The organism is Rhizobium ruizarguesonis (assembly GCF_012349115.1).
Classification (GTDB): Bacteria; Pseudomonadota; Alphaproteobacteria; order Rhizobiales; family Rhizobiaceae; genus Rhizobium; species Rhizobium ruizarguesonis.
In genome coordinates, this window is record NZ_PQIG01000076.1 from 1 (window position 1) to 14,535 (window position 14,535).

16 protein-coding genes and 1 pseudogene are annotated in these 14,535 nt (G+C 59.4%); 10 read left to right on the forward strand and 7 right to left on the reverse strand.

Annotated features, from left to right (window positions below; all coding sequences use genetic code 11):
• The 3 genes and pseudogenes from C3Y91_RS37655 to C3Y91_RS15095 all read left to right on the forward strand — a co-directional run.
• A pseudogene (locus tag C3Y91_RS37655) lies at positions 1-281 on the forward strand (hypothetical protein); the annotation flags it as partial.
• Positions 282-807: 526 nt separating this feature from the next.
• Positions 808-1,572 carry a response regulator transcription factor gene (locus C3Y91_RS15090; protein ID WP_024320986.1) on the forward strand — a complete coding sequence of 255 codons (765 nt, stop codon included), beginning with the start codon at positions 808-810 and terminating at the stop codon, positions 1,570-1,572.
• Between the two features lie 118 nt (positions 1,573-1,690).
• Positions 1,691-1,948: a hypothetical protein gene (locus C3Y91_RS15095; protein WP_174827039.1), complete on the forward strand. Its 258-nt coding sequence runs from the start codon at positions 1,691-1,693 to the stop codon at positions 1,946-1,948.
• 3 nt (positions 1,949-1,951) lie between these two features.
• Here C3Y91_RS15095 and C3Y91_RS15100 read toward each other — a convergent pair whose 3' ends face one another.
• The 7 genes from C3Y91_RS15100 to C3Y91_RS15130 all read right to left on the reverse strand — a co-directional run bounded on the left by C3Y91_RS15100 (position 1,952) and on the right by C3Y91_RS15130 (position 7,586).
• Positions 1,952-2,677 carry an SDR family oxidoreductase gene (locus C3Y91_RS15100; RefSeq protein WP_024320985.1) on the reverse strand — a complete coding sequence of 242 codons (726 nt, stop codon included), beginning with the start codon at positions 2,675-2,677 and terminating at the stop codon, positions 1,952-1,954.
• A gap of 11 nt (positions 2,678-2,688) precedes the next feature.
• Positions 2,689-3,750, reverse strand: a complete 1,062-nt coding sequence (locus C3Y91_RS15105) for an ABC transporter ATP-binding protein (protein WP_018493710.1) — start codon at positions 3,748-3,750, stop codon at positions 2,689-2,691.
• 59 nt (positions 3,751-3,809) lie between these two features.
• The gene (locus C3Y91_RS15110) at positions 3,810-4,016 is read right to left on the reverse strand and encodes a DUF2160 family membrane protein (protein WP_020397570.1); all 207 of its coding nucleotides are present in this window, start codon (positions 4,014-4,016) and stop codon (positions 3,810-3,812) included.
• A gap of 4 nt (positions 4,017-4,020) precedes the next feature.
• The gene (locus C3Y91_RS15115; protein WP_024320983.1) at positions 4,021-4,857 is read right to left on the reverse strand and encodes a carbohydrate ABC transporter permease; all 837 of its coding nucleotides are present in this window, start codon (positions 4,855-4,857) and stop codon (positions 4,021-4,023) included.
• A 4-nt stretch (positions 4,858-4,861) separates the two neighbouring features.
• A complete protein-coding gene (locus C3Y91_RS15120) occupies positions 4,862-5,737 on the reverse strand; it encodes a carbohydrate ABC transporter permease (RefSeq protein WP_003545408.1) in 876 nt (291 codons plus the stop codon).
• A 97-nt stretch (positions 5,738-5,834) separates the two neighbouring features.
• Positions 5,835-7,268: an extracellular solute-binding protein gene (locus C3Y91_RS15125; RefSeq protein ID WP_168575539.1), complete on the reverse strand. Its 1,434-nt coding sequence runs from the start codon at positions 7,266-7,268 to the stop codon at positions 5,835-5,837.
• 27 nt (positions 7,269-7,295) lie between these two features.
• The gene (locus tag C3Y91_RS15130) at positions 7,296-7,586 is read right to left on the reverse strand and encodes a hypothetical protein (RefSeq protein WP_130821378.1); all 291 of its coding nucleotides are present in this window, start codon (positions 7,584-7,586) and stop codon (positions 7,296-7,298) included.
• Here C3Y91_RS15130 and C3Y91_RS15135 point away from each other — a divergent pair.
• From C3Y91_RS15135 to C3Y91_RS15165, 7 genes are all read left to right on the forward strand, one after another.
• Complete coding sequence (locus tag C3Y91_RS15135; RefSeq protein ID WP_024320982.1) at positions 7,566-8,450, forward strand: sugar phosphate isomerase/epimerase family protein; 885 nt, start codon at positions 7,566-7,568, stop codon at positions 8,448-8,450. The two genes, C3Y91_RS15130 and C3Y91_RS15135, sit on opposite strands and share 21 nt — an antisense overlap.
• A gap of 62 nt (positions 8,451-8,512) precedes the next feature.
• Positions 8,513-9,727, forward strand: coding sequence for an ROK family transcriptional regulator (locus C3Y91_RS15140; protein ID WP_168575540.1), 1,215 nt, complete (start codon positions 8,513-8,515; stop codon positions 9,725-9,727).
• Between the two features lie 30 nt (positions 9,728-9,757).
• Positions 9,758-10,735 (forward strand): tagatose kinase, encoded by a 978-nt coding sequence (locus C3Y91_RS15145; protein WP_168575541.1) that lies wholly within the window; start codon positions 9,758-9,760, stop codon positions 10,733-10,735.
• Positions 10,735-12,012: a D-tagatose-bisphosphate aldolase, class II, non-catalytic subunit gene (locus tag C3Y91_RS15150; RefSeq protein ID WP_168575542.1), complete on the forward strand. Its 1,278-nt coding sequence runs from the start codon at positions 10,735-10,737 to the stop codon at positions 12,010-12,012. Before C3Y91_RS15145 ends, C3Y91_RS15150 begins: the two co-directional genes overlap by 1 nt.
• A gap of 30 nt (positions 12,013-12,042) precedes the next feature.
• Complete coding sequence (locus C3Y91_RS15155) at positions 12,043-12,768, forward strand: SDR family oxidoreductase (RefSeq protein WP_003545418.1); 726 nt, start codon at positions 12,043-12,045, stop codon at positions 12,766-12,768.
• A gap of 11 nt (positions 12,769-12,779) precedes the next feature.
• Positions 12,780-13,553, forward strand: a complete 774-nt coding sequence (locus tag C3Y91_RS15160; protein ID WP_130654584.1) for an SDR family NAD(P)-dependent oxidoreductase — start codon at positions 12,780-12,782, stop codon at positions 13,551-13,553.
• Between the two features lie 138 nt (positions 13,554-13,691).
• Positions 13,692-14,516 carry a class I fructose-bisphosphate aldolase gene (locus tag C3Y91_RS15165; protein ID WP_130654585.1) on the forward strand — a complete coding sequence of 275 codons (825 nt, stop codon included), beginning with the start codon at positions 13,692-13,694 and terminating at the stop codon, positions 14,514-14,516.
• Positions 14,517-14,535 lie beyond the last annotated feature (19 nt).

Genomic DNA, 14,535 nt, shown 5'->3' on the forward strand with positions numbered 1-14,535 from the left:
ACGGAAATGCTCTCTTTGTTTCCACGCAATTCCGGACGCAAAACCGCAATGCACTTTTGCTGGAATTGCTCTGGCGGATAGCCTCCCCACTTGCATTGCGGAGGCTCAACTGCACGAAACCGTTCTTTGTGCCATTTTCAGGCCATATGTTGAACGCTTCCTCCACCGGGCTCTCGTCTTTTGGGCCGACATGGCACGCAACGGTCGGCTCACTGAGATTCCGAACATTCCCCAATGACCTCATCCGCATTGTCGCCGATTTCGGCCGCCAGGGGCCGTGACCTCCGGCCGCTATCGGTCGGTGCCGGCGCAGTGCTGTCTGCGGGAGAACAATGCTAACGGGTATTAATGCGTCATTAGAGCACAGTTTCACTAATCATAACGGGTAGTCAGCGATCTCAGGCTTTTGTCGCTTTTCGCGTTTGTCATTTTGCTGTCAGGTCTGCGACTGCTTTGAATTGAGATATGGAAACAAAGCCGAGCCGATCGGCAGCTCGTTATGTCCAATGGCGCTTTCCGAAATGGGTCTGTAGCAGATTGGCTGCCTTTTCAGTGCCTTTGAAAGCTTTGTTGACCCGCTTGCCGTACGTGAATTCGGCGAAGGCTGGAAAGTCTGCAGCGACAAGTCGAACCGGCAGGACTTCATGAAAAATCTCTTTAATGTGCTTTGCAATCCCAGTTATCTATCATTGATATTTTATAGACTATAAGAATTATCATGAGATGTCAGACTATTAATATCTGAAATACACTCACTTTTTCTCATGACATGTAGTGAGAACAGGAATAATATGAATAGCTGTTGCGTTGCAAATATTCGTGGGGAGCACGCAAGTGTCCGACATTACTGGAACTAGGCGCCGTATCGGGCGCAATGCACCAACTGTGATCATCATCGAGCATTCTACATTGGCGCGCACCACCGTGGTGAAGCTTCTTGAGCGTGAACTCGCCGGATGGAACGTTATAGATTTGATCTCGACCGAGAGTCTCGAGAGTGCTCTTGGAGCTGAGGTGCGTTTGATTGTATTGGGCCTGGCTGGCAGAAGTGTTGAGAGCACCAGCCTGCGTGATGATCTCGCGGCGATTGCTGCACGTTTTCCTGAGACTCCTGTCACGTTGCTCTCAGGTACGGATGACGCCATCATGGCCCGTCAGGCACTCAAGATGGGCATCCGCGGCTTATTCTCGACTTCACTTCCCGTTGACATTGCTCTTGCCGGTCTTCGTCTCGTTCTGGCAGGAGGAACATTTTTCCCGCAGCTATTGGGAGCTGGTACAGCAGGCTCAAACGAGCATAGTCCGGCCAGAAATGAAGCCGAAAAGAGCTTGGATGATAGGACGCAGTACTTGGCGATTGCTGAGTTCACTCCCCGGGAAGCGGATGTCCTCGCAGAGCTGCAATGCGGCTGTTCAAATAAGGTCATTGCAGGAAAACTCAATTTGTCGGGGCATACGGTGAAGATGCATCTGCAACACATCATGCGCAAGCTGCAGGCGCAGAACCGCACTGAAGTGGTTGCCCGCTTAATTCAAAGAGCCGCCGGTGAGCCTGACGCCTCGCCGAGTTAGGTGGTGTCGCCAGTACCGGCGGGTATCGGCGTGCCTTCGTTTCAACGGGTCTCATATCGTGATGCCTTGATCGGAACCGCGAGTCCGGCCGTCCGTTACCCTTTGAGGAATGGAGGACATGGACATGCGCAAGAGAAAAGCCATCGTCGAGGCGGCGCTCGAATCCGAGTACGAGCGCCAGGCGCTCGGGATCATGAATACGGAGCAAGCTTTAAAGCTTGAGGATTCCGATGGCTTTGTCTTCAGTCATCCGGATAAAGAGGCCGGCGTGACGGATCATTTTGTTGATCAAGATGAACTGCGCCGATTGGTGCGGCGGCCAACGTCGCCGCTTCCGGTTTTGCAATCGCGGGGTCGTGCCGCACGTTCGTCCTGAACGTCAGGCAATCATATAGCCGCCGTCCACCGGCATCGATATGCCGTTCACCATGGCCGCCTCATCGGAGAGCAGGAAAAGAACAACCTCGGCAATGTCTGCCGGCTCAGCGAAGCGACCGACCGGAATTCGCTTCATCATTCCCGCGGCCTTTTCGGGATCGCTCCATGCCTTCACCGCCATTGGCGTCAGCGTCACCGTTGGGTGGACGCCGTTGGTGCGGATGCCGTGAGGCGCAAGCTCCTTGGCCATGACCCGCGTCAAGCCATCCAACCCGCCCTTCGATGCACAATAGGCCGCGTGATCGGGGATGCCGACGAAGGATGCGACCGACGAGACATTGACGATGGCGCCCTTGCGGCCGTCCTTGATCAGCGAACGGGCATATTCCTGAGCGACGATCATCGGAGCACGCGTGTTGACCGCGACGAGACGATCGAAGGCTTCGACTGTTGTCTCCAGGAACGGCTGGAGTTCGGTCGTGCCGGCGCAGTTGATGAGGAAATCGGCGGGAAGGGCAGCGATGACAGCCTCTCTGGTCGCATCGGCGTCTGCGAGATCGACCTGGATTGCCCGGCAGCTGGGCTCCACTCGCAGCGCTTCGACATCGGCAGCACTCCGGGTCAGGGCCACGACCTGCGCACCCCGTTCGGCGAGCATCCTTACAATTTCGCGTCCGATGCCTTTTCCGGCACCGGTCACGATGACCGTCTTTCCTTTGAAGTCCATGGGTCGTCCTCCTACAGTCTTTGGCCTGTTTCCCGATCGAAGATGTGTGCACGTCGGGGATCGATATGGAAGTACATTGTCCGTCCGGGATCCACCTCGATGCGCTCGCGGATCAGCGCGTCGATCGGCACGCCTCCCGTGCGGCCGAAGATCAATGTCTCCGAACCCGTGGGCTCGAATACCGATACCTCCACAGGAACGCCTTCCTCGCCGATCGTGATATGCTCCGGCCGGATGCCGTAGGTAACGGCTCTTCCTTCATCCGCATTTGTATCTGCCATCGGAAGGGTGATGCCCTGGTCGGTGACGACGATCTTCCTGCCGTCGCGGGTGGCTATGCGGCCCTCAAGGAAGTTCATCGATGGGCTGCCGATGAAGCCTGCGACGAAGAGGTTAACCGGGAAGTCGTAGAGATCGAGAGGCTTGCCGATCTGCTCGACCCTGCCGTCGCGCATCACCACGATCTTGTTGGCCATCGTCATCGCCTCGATCTGATCGTGCGTGACGTAGACGGTGGTGGTCTTCAGCCGCTGGTGAAGCTCCTTGATCTCGACGCGCATGGTGACGCGGAGTTTAGCATCGAGGTTCGACAATGGTTCGTCGAATAGGAAGACCTTCGGGTCTCGGACGATGGCACGACCCATCGCCACGCGTTGACGCTGTCCGCCCGACAGTTGCTTCGGATAGCGGTCGAGATAACGCGTCAGATCGAGGATCTCGGCCGCCCTGCCGACCTTCTCGTCGATCTCCGCCTTCGGACGTTTGGCCATCTTCAGCGGAAAGCCCATATTCTCGGCGACCGTCTTGTGGGGATAGAGCGCGTAGCTCTGGAAGACCATCGCGATGTCACGCTCCTTTGGAGGAGCGTCGGTGACGACACGGCCGCCGATCCGGATGTCTCCGCTGCTGACCGTCTCCAGCCCGGCGATCATCCGGAGCAGGGTGGACTTGCCGCATCCGGAGGGACCGACCAGAACGACGAATTCCCCGTCCTCGATGTCGACGCTCACGCCATGCATGACCTGAAGAGAGCCATACTTCTTGGTGACGTCGCTAACCTGTACGTTTGCCAATGTCGTTCTCCTAAAGCAGCAAGGCTTGTGTTTTGGTGTTGTTGACGGAATTCATCGGCTCATCCCTTCCAGACGACATAGGCGCCAAGGACTGCCGAGATTGCCGCCGCAAACCATACCGAAGGCCCGAACGGTTCGATGAACCGCATCCAGAACAGCGAGAGCGCGACCCAGATCACGACCGAGATGAAGAGCCGGTCGAACCAGTTCGTTTCGATCGGCAGGAAGCCTGGCTTGCGTTCGTCATTTCCTGATTGAGACGTCATCATTTCATCCTTTCACGGCGCCGAAGGTCAGGCCGGCGACGATGTGACGCTGCACCACCGAAAAGACGACGAGCGCCGGAACCAATGTCAGCATGGAGATCGCGGCCATGATGCCCCAGGCCGTCCCCGTCGTCGTCACATATTCAGACAGGCCGGTGGTCAGAGTCCGCGCGTGGAAGTTGGTGAGCGTCGCTGCCAGCAGGTATTCGTTCCACGCAAACACCCAGGTCAGGATCAGCGTCACCGCAAGTCCGGGCCGTGCCAAAGGAAAAATGATATCATAGAGGACGGTCCATGGGCTCGCGCCGTCCATGTAGGCCGCCTCGTCCAATTCCTTCGGAATGCCTTCCACGGTCGGACGCAGCGTCCAGATGGCGAAGGGAAGGTTGAAGGAGCAATAGACCAGGATCATGCCCAGCTTGGAATCGGCGAGCGAGAAGTCGCCGATCCTGTAGACCTGCGTCAACAGCAGGAAAAGCGGCAGGAGGAAGACCGCCGGCGGCGCCATGCGGTTGGTGATCGTCCAGAAGAAGATGCTTTCCTTGCCGGCGAGGTCGAAGCGCGTCAGGGCGTAGCAGGCAAGGAAGCCGAGCGTGGTGACGAGCAGCGCGTTGCCTGACGAAATGATCATCGAGTTGAGCATGTATCCGCGCAAGGTCGGATTGGTCAGCACGTCCTGGTAGTTCTTCCAGAAGAAGCTCCGGAGAATGACATCGGGCGTCGAGAACAGGTCGAAGGGCTGTTTCACCGATATGACGAAGAGCCAGTAGATCGGGAAAAGGGTCGCGAGGCTTATCAAGGTCCACAGGACGACCGGAAGCCAGGGAAAACGGGTCTTCATCGCTTCAACCTCTCTTCACGCGGGGCGCAATCAGACCGACGTAGAGCAGCCAGCAGACGACGATGGTGAGATAGAGGACGATGACGGAGATCGCCGAACCGTAGCCGTAATTCGTCTTGGGAAAAACTTCCCTGAAGATATGGACGCCGATGTAGCGCGTCGAAGAACCCGGACCGCCGCCGGTCAGCATCAGGACTTCGTCGACGGTGCGCAGCGCGTCCATCAGCCTGATGAACACTGTGGCGAGCAGGGCCGGGCGGATCAGGGGGAGCGTGATGTGCCAGAAGATCTGGCTTTTGCCGGCGCCGTCGATCTGCGCCTGCTCGAAGGGGTCTGATGGAAGCGAGACGAGTGCGGCGATCAGCGAGAGGGTGACGAGCGGCGTCCAGTGCCAGATGTCCATGATGACAGTGACGGTGAAGGCCGCGACGGCGCTCTGGCCGATATTCAGATCGTAGCCGAACCAGCTCCTCAGAAGATAGGGAATGATGCCGATGGACGGGGTGGTCATCAGCTTCCAGACTGAGCCGACGATGATCGGCGCCATGATCAGCGGCAGCGTATGGATCGTGCGAAACACCGCTTTTCCGGGAAAGTCCTTGAGCAGCGCCTGGGCGAGGATGTAGCCAAGAACCAGCTCCGAGACGACCGCGAAGAAGACGAATGTCAGGGTGATGCCGAGCGATGCCAGGAACTGCGGGTCGAAGACGAGCCGCCGATAGTTCTCGGCCCAGTTGAAAATCATGCCCGGATTGGCCGCGAACGGGTTCCATGAATGGAAAGAGACCCAGAGGACGTAGATGAAAGGAAAGATCCCGAACAGTCCGAGGATCACTATGGTCGGTGACAGCAACAGCCACCCGAGCTTCTGCGAATGCATCGCCTATCCCCCATTGAACGTTATGTGGACGTCCGCTCCATCTGGGAACGGAAGATGACGGGTCGTCGGAACGACCCGTCAAGTTGGGGAGGATGTTTTATTTGCGATAGCCGAGCGAGGTGAGCTCTTCTTCGGCCTTGGCCGCCATCTGGTCGAGGCCTTCATCGGGCCCGATCTTGCCGGTCAGGATGTCGTAGAAGATAGGAGCGGTCGCTTCACGCACCTGCGCATGGAAGGGGTAGGGGGGAGCGCCGGCGAAGAGCTTGCCGTCGTCCTTCAGCATCGTGTAGAAGCCGCCAAGCTTGACGTCCATCTCCTTCACCTTCGGATCGTCGAACGTCGCCTTGTTGGTGATGCGCGGTGCGGCGATCGCCCAATCGGGCTGCACTTCGTTCTGGCCGATGAATTCGAGGAACAGCAGTGATGCTTCCTTGTTCTTGGAGGTGACCGGAACGCCGAAGGCGCCGCCATCGTAGTAGCCGATATAGCCCTTTCCGGCTTTCGCGTCGTCCAATACGCCCGGCTCGAGCGGCGGCAGAGCGAAACCGACCTGGCCGACCACCTTCGACTGCGCCGGATCGCTTGCGATCCACGCGGCGTTCTCACCATAGATCAGGCCTTGGGCGACGCGGCCCGCGGCGAAGGTCGTTGCGGTTTCCGTCCAGGTTGACTGCGTCGATTCCGGAGGAGCGATGTCGCGCAGGTGCAGCCAGTACTTCAACGCGGCCTTCGCCTTGTCGCCGTTCATTGCGCCGCCATGTTCGACCGTCGCCGCATAATTGTTCTTGGCGTCGATGCCCCAATTGTAGACGCCGAAAGTCGGCGCGATGGACTCGAAGAATTCATACCAGGACGCCGGATGGCCGGTATGTGCCTGAGCGGTGGTGCCCCAGAGCTCCATACCGTTGTCCTTGCCGTACTTCGTGAAGAATTCGGCGATCTCGGTGTATTCCGCGTGTGTGGTCGCCGGCTTAAGGTCCTTGCCAGTTTCCTTCTTGAAAGCTTCCTTGATCTTCGGATCTTCGAACAGGTCCTTGCGATAGAGATATGCCTTCAGGAAGGCTTCCATCGGAACGCCGAAGAGATCGCCGCTCGCGTCCTTGAAATAGTCGGCAAAGCTGGTGAAGTTCGCATCGTCGTAGGTCGGCGCCTTCAGATCCGGCTGGTCTTTCAGCGTCTTCGTGATGTCGACGAGGAAATTCCTGGCGAGATAAGAGTAGATGATGTCCTGCTCGATGTAGACCATGTCATAGATGCCGGTCTTGGCTTCCATGTCCTTGATGGCCTTGTCGTACATCTGATCCCAGGACGTCGTCTCGATGTCGACCTTGATGCCGGTCTTCTTTTCGAATTCCGGAGCGAGCACGTTCTTGATGTAGTTCGATGGTGGGGTACTTTCGGTGACGCCGTGCAGTGTCACGCCCTTGAATTTGGCGCCGGCGTCGGACCAGAAATCAGCCCAGGCAGGCGAAGCGGTGGCGGCGAGGCTGAGCGTCAGCGCAAGCGCGCTAGCCTTCAAAGCATAGTTCATTTTCAATCCTCCCAAAGTGCAGCGAGATCATTTCGCCGGTCCTTTGTGTAGGCCAAAAAAACCACCGGCGCAACATTTGTTGTCTAAACATGCAAATGGAGGATCTATCCCATTGATTTTTGCAGAAACTAATTTCCAGCAGCGGGTGGAATGCAATGGGCGCAGGCTTAAAATATTGCATTGCAAGGTAATTTTGCAAAGCAGCAAAATATTTTCAGCCAAAATTATTTGTTGTCTTGCCAAACTAAATGGCATAGCACTGTCCGCAGCCAAAGGCATTTTTTGGAGGAAAAGGCTATGCGTCGATTGGGTATCCATTCATTTGTATGGACAGGCGGCCAAACGCAGGAAGGGCTGGAGATGGCCCTCAACAAGACGGCCGAACACGGATATCGCACCATCGAATTTGCCTATCTGCGCCCCGAGAAATTCAATCTCGATCGACTGGCAAAGCTTGCGCGGTCGCTTGACGTGGAGATTGGCGTGACGATGGGCCTGCCGCTCGACAAGGACGTATCCAGCGAGGACATGTCTGCGGTGTCCGCCGGCAAGCAGACGCTGGCCGACGCCGTTCGGGCGGTCCGTGATATCGGCGGCAACAAGCTCGGCGGGATTCTCTATTCCGCGCACACCAAATACAATCGCCAGCCGACGAAGAAGGGCTGGGACAACAGCGTCGCCGCGATCGCCGCGATCGCCGAAGTCGCGAGACAAGCGAACGTCGACCTCGTCCTGGAGGTTGTCAACCGGTTCGAGACGAACCTGCTGAATACGGCAGCGCAGGGGCTGAAGTTCATCGCCGAGACGGGATCAGAGCATGTCCGTCTCCACCTCGACACATTCCATATGAACATCGAGGAAGCCAATCCGGCCGCGGCGATCCGTCTGGCCGGCGACAAAATCGGCTACTTCCACATCGGCGAGAGCAATCGCGGTTATCTCGGCGACGGTGTCATCAACTTCGATCTGATCTTCGACGCTCTGCTCGACATCGACTATAAGCGCGACATCGTGTTCGAAAGCTTCTCAACGACGGTCGTGGACGAAGGCCTGTCGCTCGCCTGTGCGATCTGGCGCGACACCTGGGAGGATAATGATCCGCTTGCGGCGCACGCGAAGCGCTACATCGAGCTGAAGTATGACGAGGCCAAGCGCCGCCGCGCCACAAACGCGCGGCCCTGATGATCCCTCTGACAGCCTGTTCCAGTCGTGTAAGGGTTGGGCCGACTGAAGGGAATTGAAACATGAACGACACCGTCTCCATCGGAAGTTCGCCGCGCAGGATCCGGCAGAACAATATCGTCGCCGCTTTGCAGACGATCTATGCCCACCGAAGCCTCAGCCGGGCGGATCTCGCCCGGAAACTCGGGATGAATCGCTCATCTTCGGGAGAGATCGTCGCCGAACTGACGGAAGGTGGCTTCGTTCAGGAGTCGGACGAGAGCGGCAAGCAGCGCTTGGAGCATTCCCGTGCCGGGCGTCCTGGCATCATGCTCGAACTGGTCCCCGATGCGGCATTCTTCGTCGGGATAGAGATTGGCGTCGAGCATATTTCGGCGGCGGTTATCGATCTCTCCGCCGACGTCCGGGCATGTCGGAAAATGGCGTTCGACACCATGTCTTCGACGGTGGAGGAGGCCGTGGCGCAGGGCGTCGAGCTGATTGTCAGTGCGATGGAAAAGAGGATGATCGGACGGTGCAAGGGGCTGGGCATATCGGCGCCGGCCCACATCCGGCCGGACGGAATTGTCACCCTCGCACCCATCATCGGCTGGCGAGAGGTGTCGTTGAAGGATATTGGGCGGTCCGCCTTCCCGGCCGCCGTCCCGATCGCGGTTGAAAACGACGCTAATGCCTTTGCGATCGGCGACAGCTATCGTCACGGCGTCTCAGGCGTCACGCTGTTTCTGCTGATGGAAACCGGCGTCGGCGGCGGCATCATGATCGATGGCAAGCTGTTCCGGGGCGGCCACGGCCTGGCGGGAGAAATCGGCCACACCCTGGTGCCGGGAAGCGGCGGTCAGAAGTTTGAACAGCTGATCGGTCGCGAGGTGCTGATCAGGCAGTATCGCGAGGCTATTGGACGTAAGCACGTCGATCTGCAGGAGTTCCTCGGCGACGTTCATGACCGTGTTCCAGCCGCGGTCAATATCGCCGAAACCTGGTCGCGCCATCTCGCTTACGCATTGCTGCAGGCCTGTCGGCTGCTCGATCCCGACAGGATCGTGCTGGGTGGCTCCGTGGCATCCCTCTACCCGATGGTGGCCGCCCGCGTCGCGGTCCACATGTCGGAGGGCCAGAGTATACCATTCCCCACGCCGGAGATCGTCGTGGACGATGATGCGGAGTTCGGTTCCGCCTTCGGGGCGGCGTGCATGTTGCACCAGCGCTTTCTGTCGTTGGAGAGCGAGGAGTTCGGCGGCGAGGACGGTGCGCCGATCCAGTCGGCGACGAGTTGAAGACGAGAACGATCGAAAGCAGGATTACAAATGACTTCAGTACTGGCTCCGGACCCGCTTGGTCCCACCGTTTGCGTAGGGGAGATCCTCGTCGAGATCGTCGCCACGACGGTCGGAGACGGTTTTCTCAAAGCCCAGCCGCTCGTCGGTCCGTTCGCGAGCGGAGCGCCGGCGATCTTCATCTCGCAATGCGGCCGTCTGGGCGGCAAGGCCGCAATGGTCGGCGCCGTCGGCGATGACGATTTCGGTCGTGTCAATACGGATCGCCTCAACCGCGACGGCGTCGATGTTTCGACGATCTCGATCGATCCGGACTATCCCACGGGAAGCGCCTTTGTCCGCTATCGCAAGGATGGCTCCCGGGATTTCGTCTACAACATCGCCACATCAGCAGCTGCGCGCTTCGGCTGGTCTCAAGCGGTCGGCGATCTCATCCATCGGAGCGGCCATCTTCACGTGATGGGCTCGGCTCTGTCGGTCCCCAGCGCGCGCGAGGTGATTGACAAGGCGGTCGACATCGTCAAGGCACGCGGGGGAACGCTTTCGGTGGATCCGAACATTCGCAAGGAATTGAAGCTGGACGAGGACACCGAGCGTCGGTTTTCCAAGCTTGTCGCTGCCGCCGATCTGCTTCTGCCGTCCGGAGAGGAGCTTGAGCGTGCTGCAGGTATCGAAGGCGAGGCAGAAGCGATCCGCCGCTTGTTCGAGATGGGCGTCAAGGAGATTGTGCTGAAGCGCGGAGCCGACGGCGCAACCTATTTCGGCAGGCAAGGTGACCGCATCGACGCCCCGGCATTTGTCGTTCAAGAGGTCGACCCCACGGGCGCCGGCGACTGCTTCGGCGGTGCCTATCTCACCTGCCGGCGGCTCGGAATGTCTCCGCAGCAAGCTCTGACCTATGGCTCGGCCGCTGGCGCCCGCAACGTGATGGTCCTGGGTCCGATGGAAGGCGCCGGCACCCGTCAGGAACTCGATGCGTTTATCGCTTCAACGGAAAGGCGTCCGTAATGCAGGTGCATCTCAACGAACTGGCCAGGCTGAGGATCGAAGGCCGCCCGAGAGGCGTGACCTCCGTATGCTCCGCCCATCCGATCGTGCTTCGCGCCGCACTCCGACACGGGCGGCAACAGGCAAGCACCGTCCTGATCGAAGCCACCTGCAACCAGGTCAATCATCTCGGCGGCTACACCGGAATGACGCCAAGCGACTTCGCGGCCCTCGTCCGTAAAATAGCAGTCGAGGAGGGATGCCCCGAAAATCTCATCGTTCTCGGCGGCGATCACCTCGGCCCCAATCCGTGGCGTGACCGCCCGGCCGAAGAGGCCATGGCCGAGGCGGAGAAGATGGTTGCCGCCTATGTCGACGCCGGGTTCCGCAAGATTCACCTCGACGCCTCGATGGGTTGCAGGGGCGAGCCGGTGGCGCTCGATGACGAAACCACGGCCCATCGCGCCGCCCGGCTTGCTGCGGTCGCCGAGGCGTCGGCGAAGAAGAGCGGCGGCGCAATGCCGGTTTACGTCATCGGCACGGAAGTGCCGCCGCCAGGCGGGGCCGACCACGCCCTGACAACGATCGAACCGACGGCGGCCGCGGCGGCGTTGAAGACGATCGAAGTCCACCGCCGGATCTTTGCGGAGGCCGGACTCGGCCAAGCATTTGGACGGGCCATCGGGCTGGTCGTTCAGCCGGGCGTCGAGTTCGGCAATCAGAATGTCATCTTTTACGACCGCAGCAAGATAGACGCGCTGAAATCGGTGCTCACCGACGAGCCGCAATTCGTCTTCGAGGCGCACTCGACGGATTATCAGGGGACCCGGCCGTTGACCGCCCTGGTGGAGGACGGCTTTCCCATTCTGAAGGTCGGTCCCGAGCTGACCTTCGTCCTGCGCGAGGCGCTCTACGCGCTGGATGCGATCGCGTCGGACCTCTTGCCCGATTACGGCCAGCGTCCGCTTTATGCGGCGATGGAAGCGCTGATGCTCGATCAGCCGGGCAATTGGAGCCGCCACTACCACGGCACGAACGCCGAGATGCGCTGGCTGCGGCATTACTCGCTCTCCGACCGCATCCGCTATTATTGGGCGTCGGCTGAAGCGCAAGATGCCGTCCGACAGCTGTGCGAGGCCCTTCGAGGGCAAACCGTACCGCTGCCATTGCTTTGGCAGCACATGCCGGCCGCACAGGATTTCGCAGATGCGCCGCTCGATCCGGAACAGATTTTGATCTGGAGAGTGACGAAGAGTGTCTCTGACTATCACGCCGCTTGTGGCGTCGGGAAGAATTAGCAATCAGAATCAAGACAGGAGGAAAAATCGATGACGGAATTGAATGGGAAGATCGCGGCGGTCACGGGTGCTGCGTCCGGAATAGGGCTCGCTTCGACGGAGGCAATGCTCGCCGCTGGCGCGACGGTCGTGCTGGTAGACCGCGATGAGAAGGCCCTTGAGACGGTTTGTGCCCGGCTTGGCGAGCGCGCTATTCCGCTGGTGCTCAACTTGCTGGATCCGCACCAGTGCGCGGGATTGCTCGAGGGCATCCTGTCGAAGACGGGCAAGCTCGATATCCTGCATGCCAATGCAGGCACCTATATCGGCGGCGACCTGATGGAGACCGATCTCGATACCATCGATCGGATGCTCAATCTCAACGTCAATGTCGTCATCAAGAACGTTCGAAACGTCATTCCGCACATGATCGAACGCGGCACCGGCGACATTGTCGTCACCAGTTCTGTCGCCGGACACTCGGCGATTCCATGGGAACCTGTCTATTCGTCATCGAAATGGGCGATGACATGCTTCGTCCAGACGATGCGACGCCAGCTTCTGAAAAGTGGCATTCGTGTGGGGTCGGTTTCTCCGGGGCCGGTGATCAGCGCTTTGCTTGCGGATTGGCCGGAGGAAAACCTTCGCAAGGCCAAGGAGGCGGGAGCCTTGATCGAGCCGAAGGAAGTCGCCGACGCCATCATCTTCATGCTGACCCGGCCGCGCAACGTCACCATCCGCGATATCGTCGTGCTTCCAAGCGCCTTTGACATTTGAGGAGACGTGACATGAGCTACCAGCAGAAATTTCGCCTCGACGGCGAACGTGCGGTGGTCACAGGCGGAGGGCGTGCGATCGGTCTCTGCTGCACCGAGGCACTAGCGGAGGCGGGTGCTGCCGTCGTCGTCATCGAACGCAGCGAGGCCGACGCTGAGCAAGCGCTTGCGTTGCGCGACAGAGGCTACGACGTCGAAGTCCGGGTGGGCGACGTCACCGACGCGGCCCGAATGGACGCGATCGCGGCTGAGCTCGCCGACGGCGGGCGGCCGGCGACGATCCTTGTCAACAATGCCGGAATTGGCCAGAGCGGCATTCCGGCGCAGGATCTCACCGACGCCGATTGGCTGCGCATGATGGACGTCAATCTCAACGGCGTCTTCTGGTGCTCGCGCGCCTTCGGCCGTCCGATGATTTCGATGAAACGCGGCGCCATCGTCAACCTCGGCTCGATGTCAGGTCACATCTGCAACCGGCCTCAGCCTCAGACGGCCTATAACGTCTCCAAGGCGGCCGTCCATCACCTCACGCGTTCGTTGGCGGCCGAGTGGGCGCATCACGGCATCAGGGTAAATGCCGTCGCGCCCACCTATATCGAGACACCGATGGTGGTGGCCGTCGAAGCCAATCGCGAGCGTATTCCGCTCTGGCTCGCCGACACGCCGATGGGCAGGATGGGAACGCCGGAAGAGGTTGCCAGCGCGGTCCTCTTCCTCGCGTCAGACGCCGCCAGCCTCATGACCGGGGCGATCGTCAACGTCGATGCAGGATTCACCTGCTGGTAGTCCTTTCCGGACGAGGTGCGAAGCGGCGCCTCGTCCACACCTGGAAACCAGTATGGAAACGTTACCACATTATCTTGACTCGCATTCCTGCTGCGTTTATCCAAATGTGGAAACGTTACCATATTGGGAGGAAGCTTGATGAAATCCGCGCGATTGAACCGACTTTTCGGCGTGTCTGGAAATTGTTTTGACGTTGCCATCGATCACGGCATGTTCAATGAACGAACCTTCCTCGCCGGCATCGAGAACATGAAGACGGCCATCGAGGTGATCGCTGACGCGGCGCCGGATGCCATTCAGCTCCCGCCAGGGACCGCACCCCTTCTGCAGGCGATCCCCGGCAAGCATCGCCCGGCACTGGTGCTGCGCACCGACATCGCCAACATCTATGGCAATCCCCTTCCGTCTCAGCTGTTTTCCGAAATGATCGACAGGGCGGTGGAGCAGGGCGTTGCATTGGATGCTGCCTGTGTCGTCGTCAATCTCTTGGTGCTGCCGGACCAGCCGGAAGTCTACCGCGCCTGCGTCCGTAATGTGAACAGCCTGAAACGCGAATGCGAGATCTACGGCATGCCGCTGATGGTCGAGCCGCTCGTCATGCAGGACAATTCCAAGGGTGCCTACATGGTCGACGGCGCGATCGATAAGATCCTGCCGCTCGTGCGCCAGGCGGCCGAACTCGGCGCGGATATCATCAAGGCCGACCCGTGCGACAATGTCGAGGAATATCACCGCGTGGTCGAGATCGCTCAAGGTCTGCCGGTGCTGGTGCGCGGCGGCGGCCGCGTTGCGGATCAGGAAATCCTGATCCGCACCAAGCAGTTGATGGAGCAGGGCGCCCGTGGCATCGTCTATGGCCGCAACGTCATTCAACATCAGAATCCCGCCGGCATGACGCGGGCCTTGATGGCGATCGTCCATGACAAGGCTTCCGTCGAGCAAGCCCTGCTGCATATTGCCTGACGCGCGTCTGGGAGGAGAT

Coding starts and splice junctions, on each gene's coding strand:
- C3Y91_RS15095 (WP_174827039.1), top strand. CDS start 1,691: ATGGACATGCGCAAGAGAAAAGCCATCGTCGAGGCGGCGCTCGAATCC.
- C3Y91_RS15100 (WP_024320985.1), bottom strand. CDS start 2,677: ATGGACTTCAAAGGAAAGACGGTCATCGTGACCGGTGCCGGAAAAGGC.
- C3Y91_RS15110 (WP_020397570.1), bottom strand. CDS start 4,016: ATGACGTCTCAATCAGGAAATGACGAACGCAAGCCAGGCTTCCTGCCG.
- C3Y91_RS15115 (WP_024320983.1), bottom strand. CDS start 4,857: ATGAAGACCCGTTTTCCCTGGCTTCCGGTCGTCCTGTGGACCTTGATA.
- C3Y91_RS15120 (WP_003545408.1), bottom strand. CDS start 5,737: ATGCATTCGCAGAAGCTCGGGTGGCTGTTGCTGTCACCGACCATAGTG.
- C3Y91_RS15125 (WP_168575539.1), bottom strand. CDS start 7,268: ATGAACTATGCTTTGAAGGCTAGCGCGCTTGCGCTGACGCTCAGCCTC.
- C3Y91_RS15135 (WP_024320982.1), top strand. CDS start 7,566: ATGCGTCGATTGGGTATCCATTCATTTGTATGGACAGGCGGCCAAACG.
- C3Y91_RS15130 (WP_130821378.1), bottom strand. CDS start 7,586: ATGGATACCCAATCGACGCATAGCCTTTTCCTCCAAAAAATGCCTTTG.
- C3Y91_RS15140 (WP_168575540.1), top strand. CDS start 8,513: ATGAACGACACCGTCTCCATCGGAAGTTCGCCGCGCAGGATCCGGCAG.
- C3Y91_RS15145 (WP_168575541.1), top strand. CDS start 9,758: ATGACTTCAGTACTGGCTCCGGACCCGCTTGGTCCCACCGTTTGCGTA.
- C3Y91_RS15150 (WP_168575542.1), top strand. CDS start 10,735: ATGCAGGTGCATCTCAACGAACTGGCCAGGCTGAGGATCGAAGGCCGC.
- C3Y91_RS15155 (WP_003545418.1), top strand. CDS start 12,043: ATGACGGAATTGAATGGGAAGATCGCGGCGGTCACGGGTGCTGCGTCC.
- C3Y91_RS15160 (WP_130654584.1), top strand. CDS start 12,780: ATGAGCTACCAGCAGAAATTTCGCCTCGACGGCGAACGTGCGGTGGTC.
- C3Y91_RS15165 (WP_130654585.1), top strand. CDS start 13,692: ATGAAATCCGCGCGATTGAACCGACTTTTCGGCGTGTCTGGAAATTGT.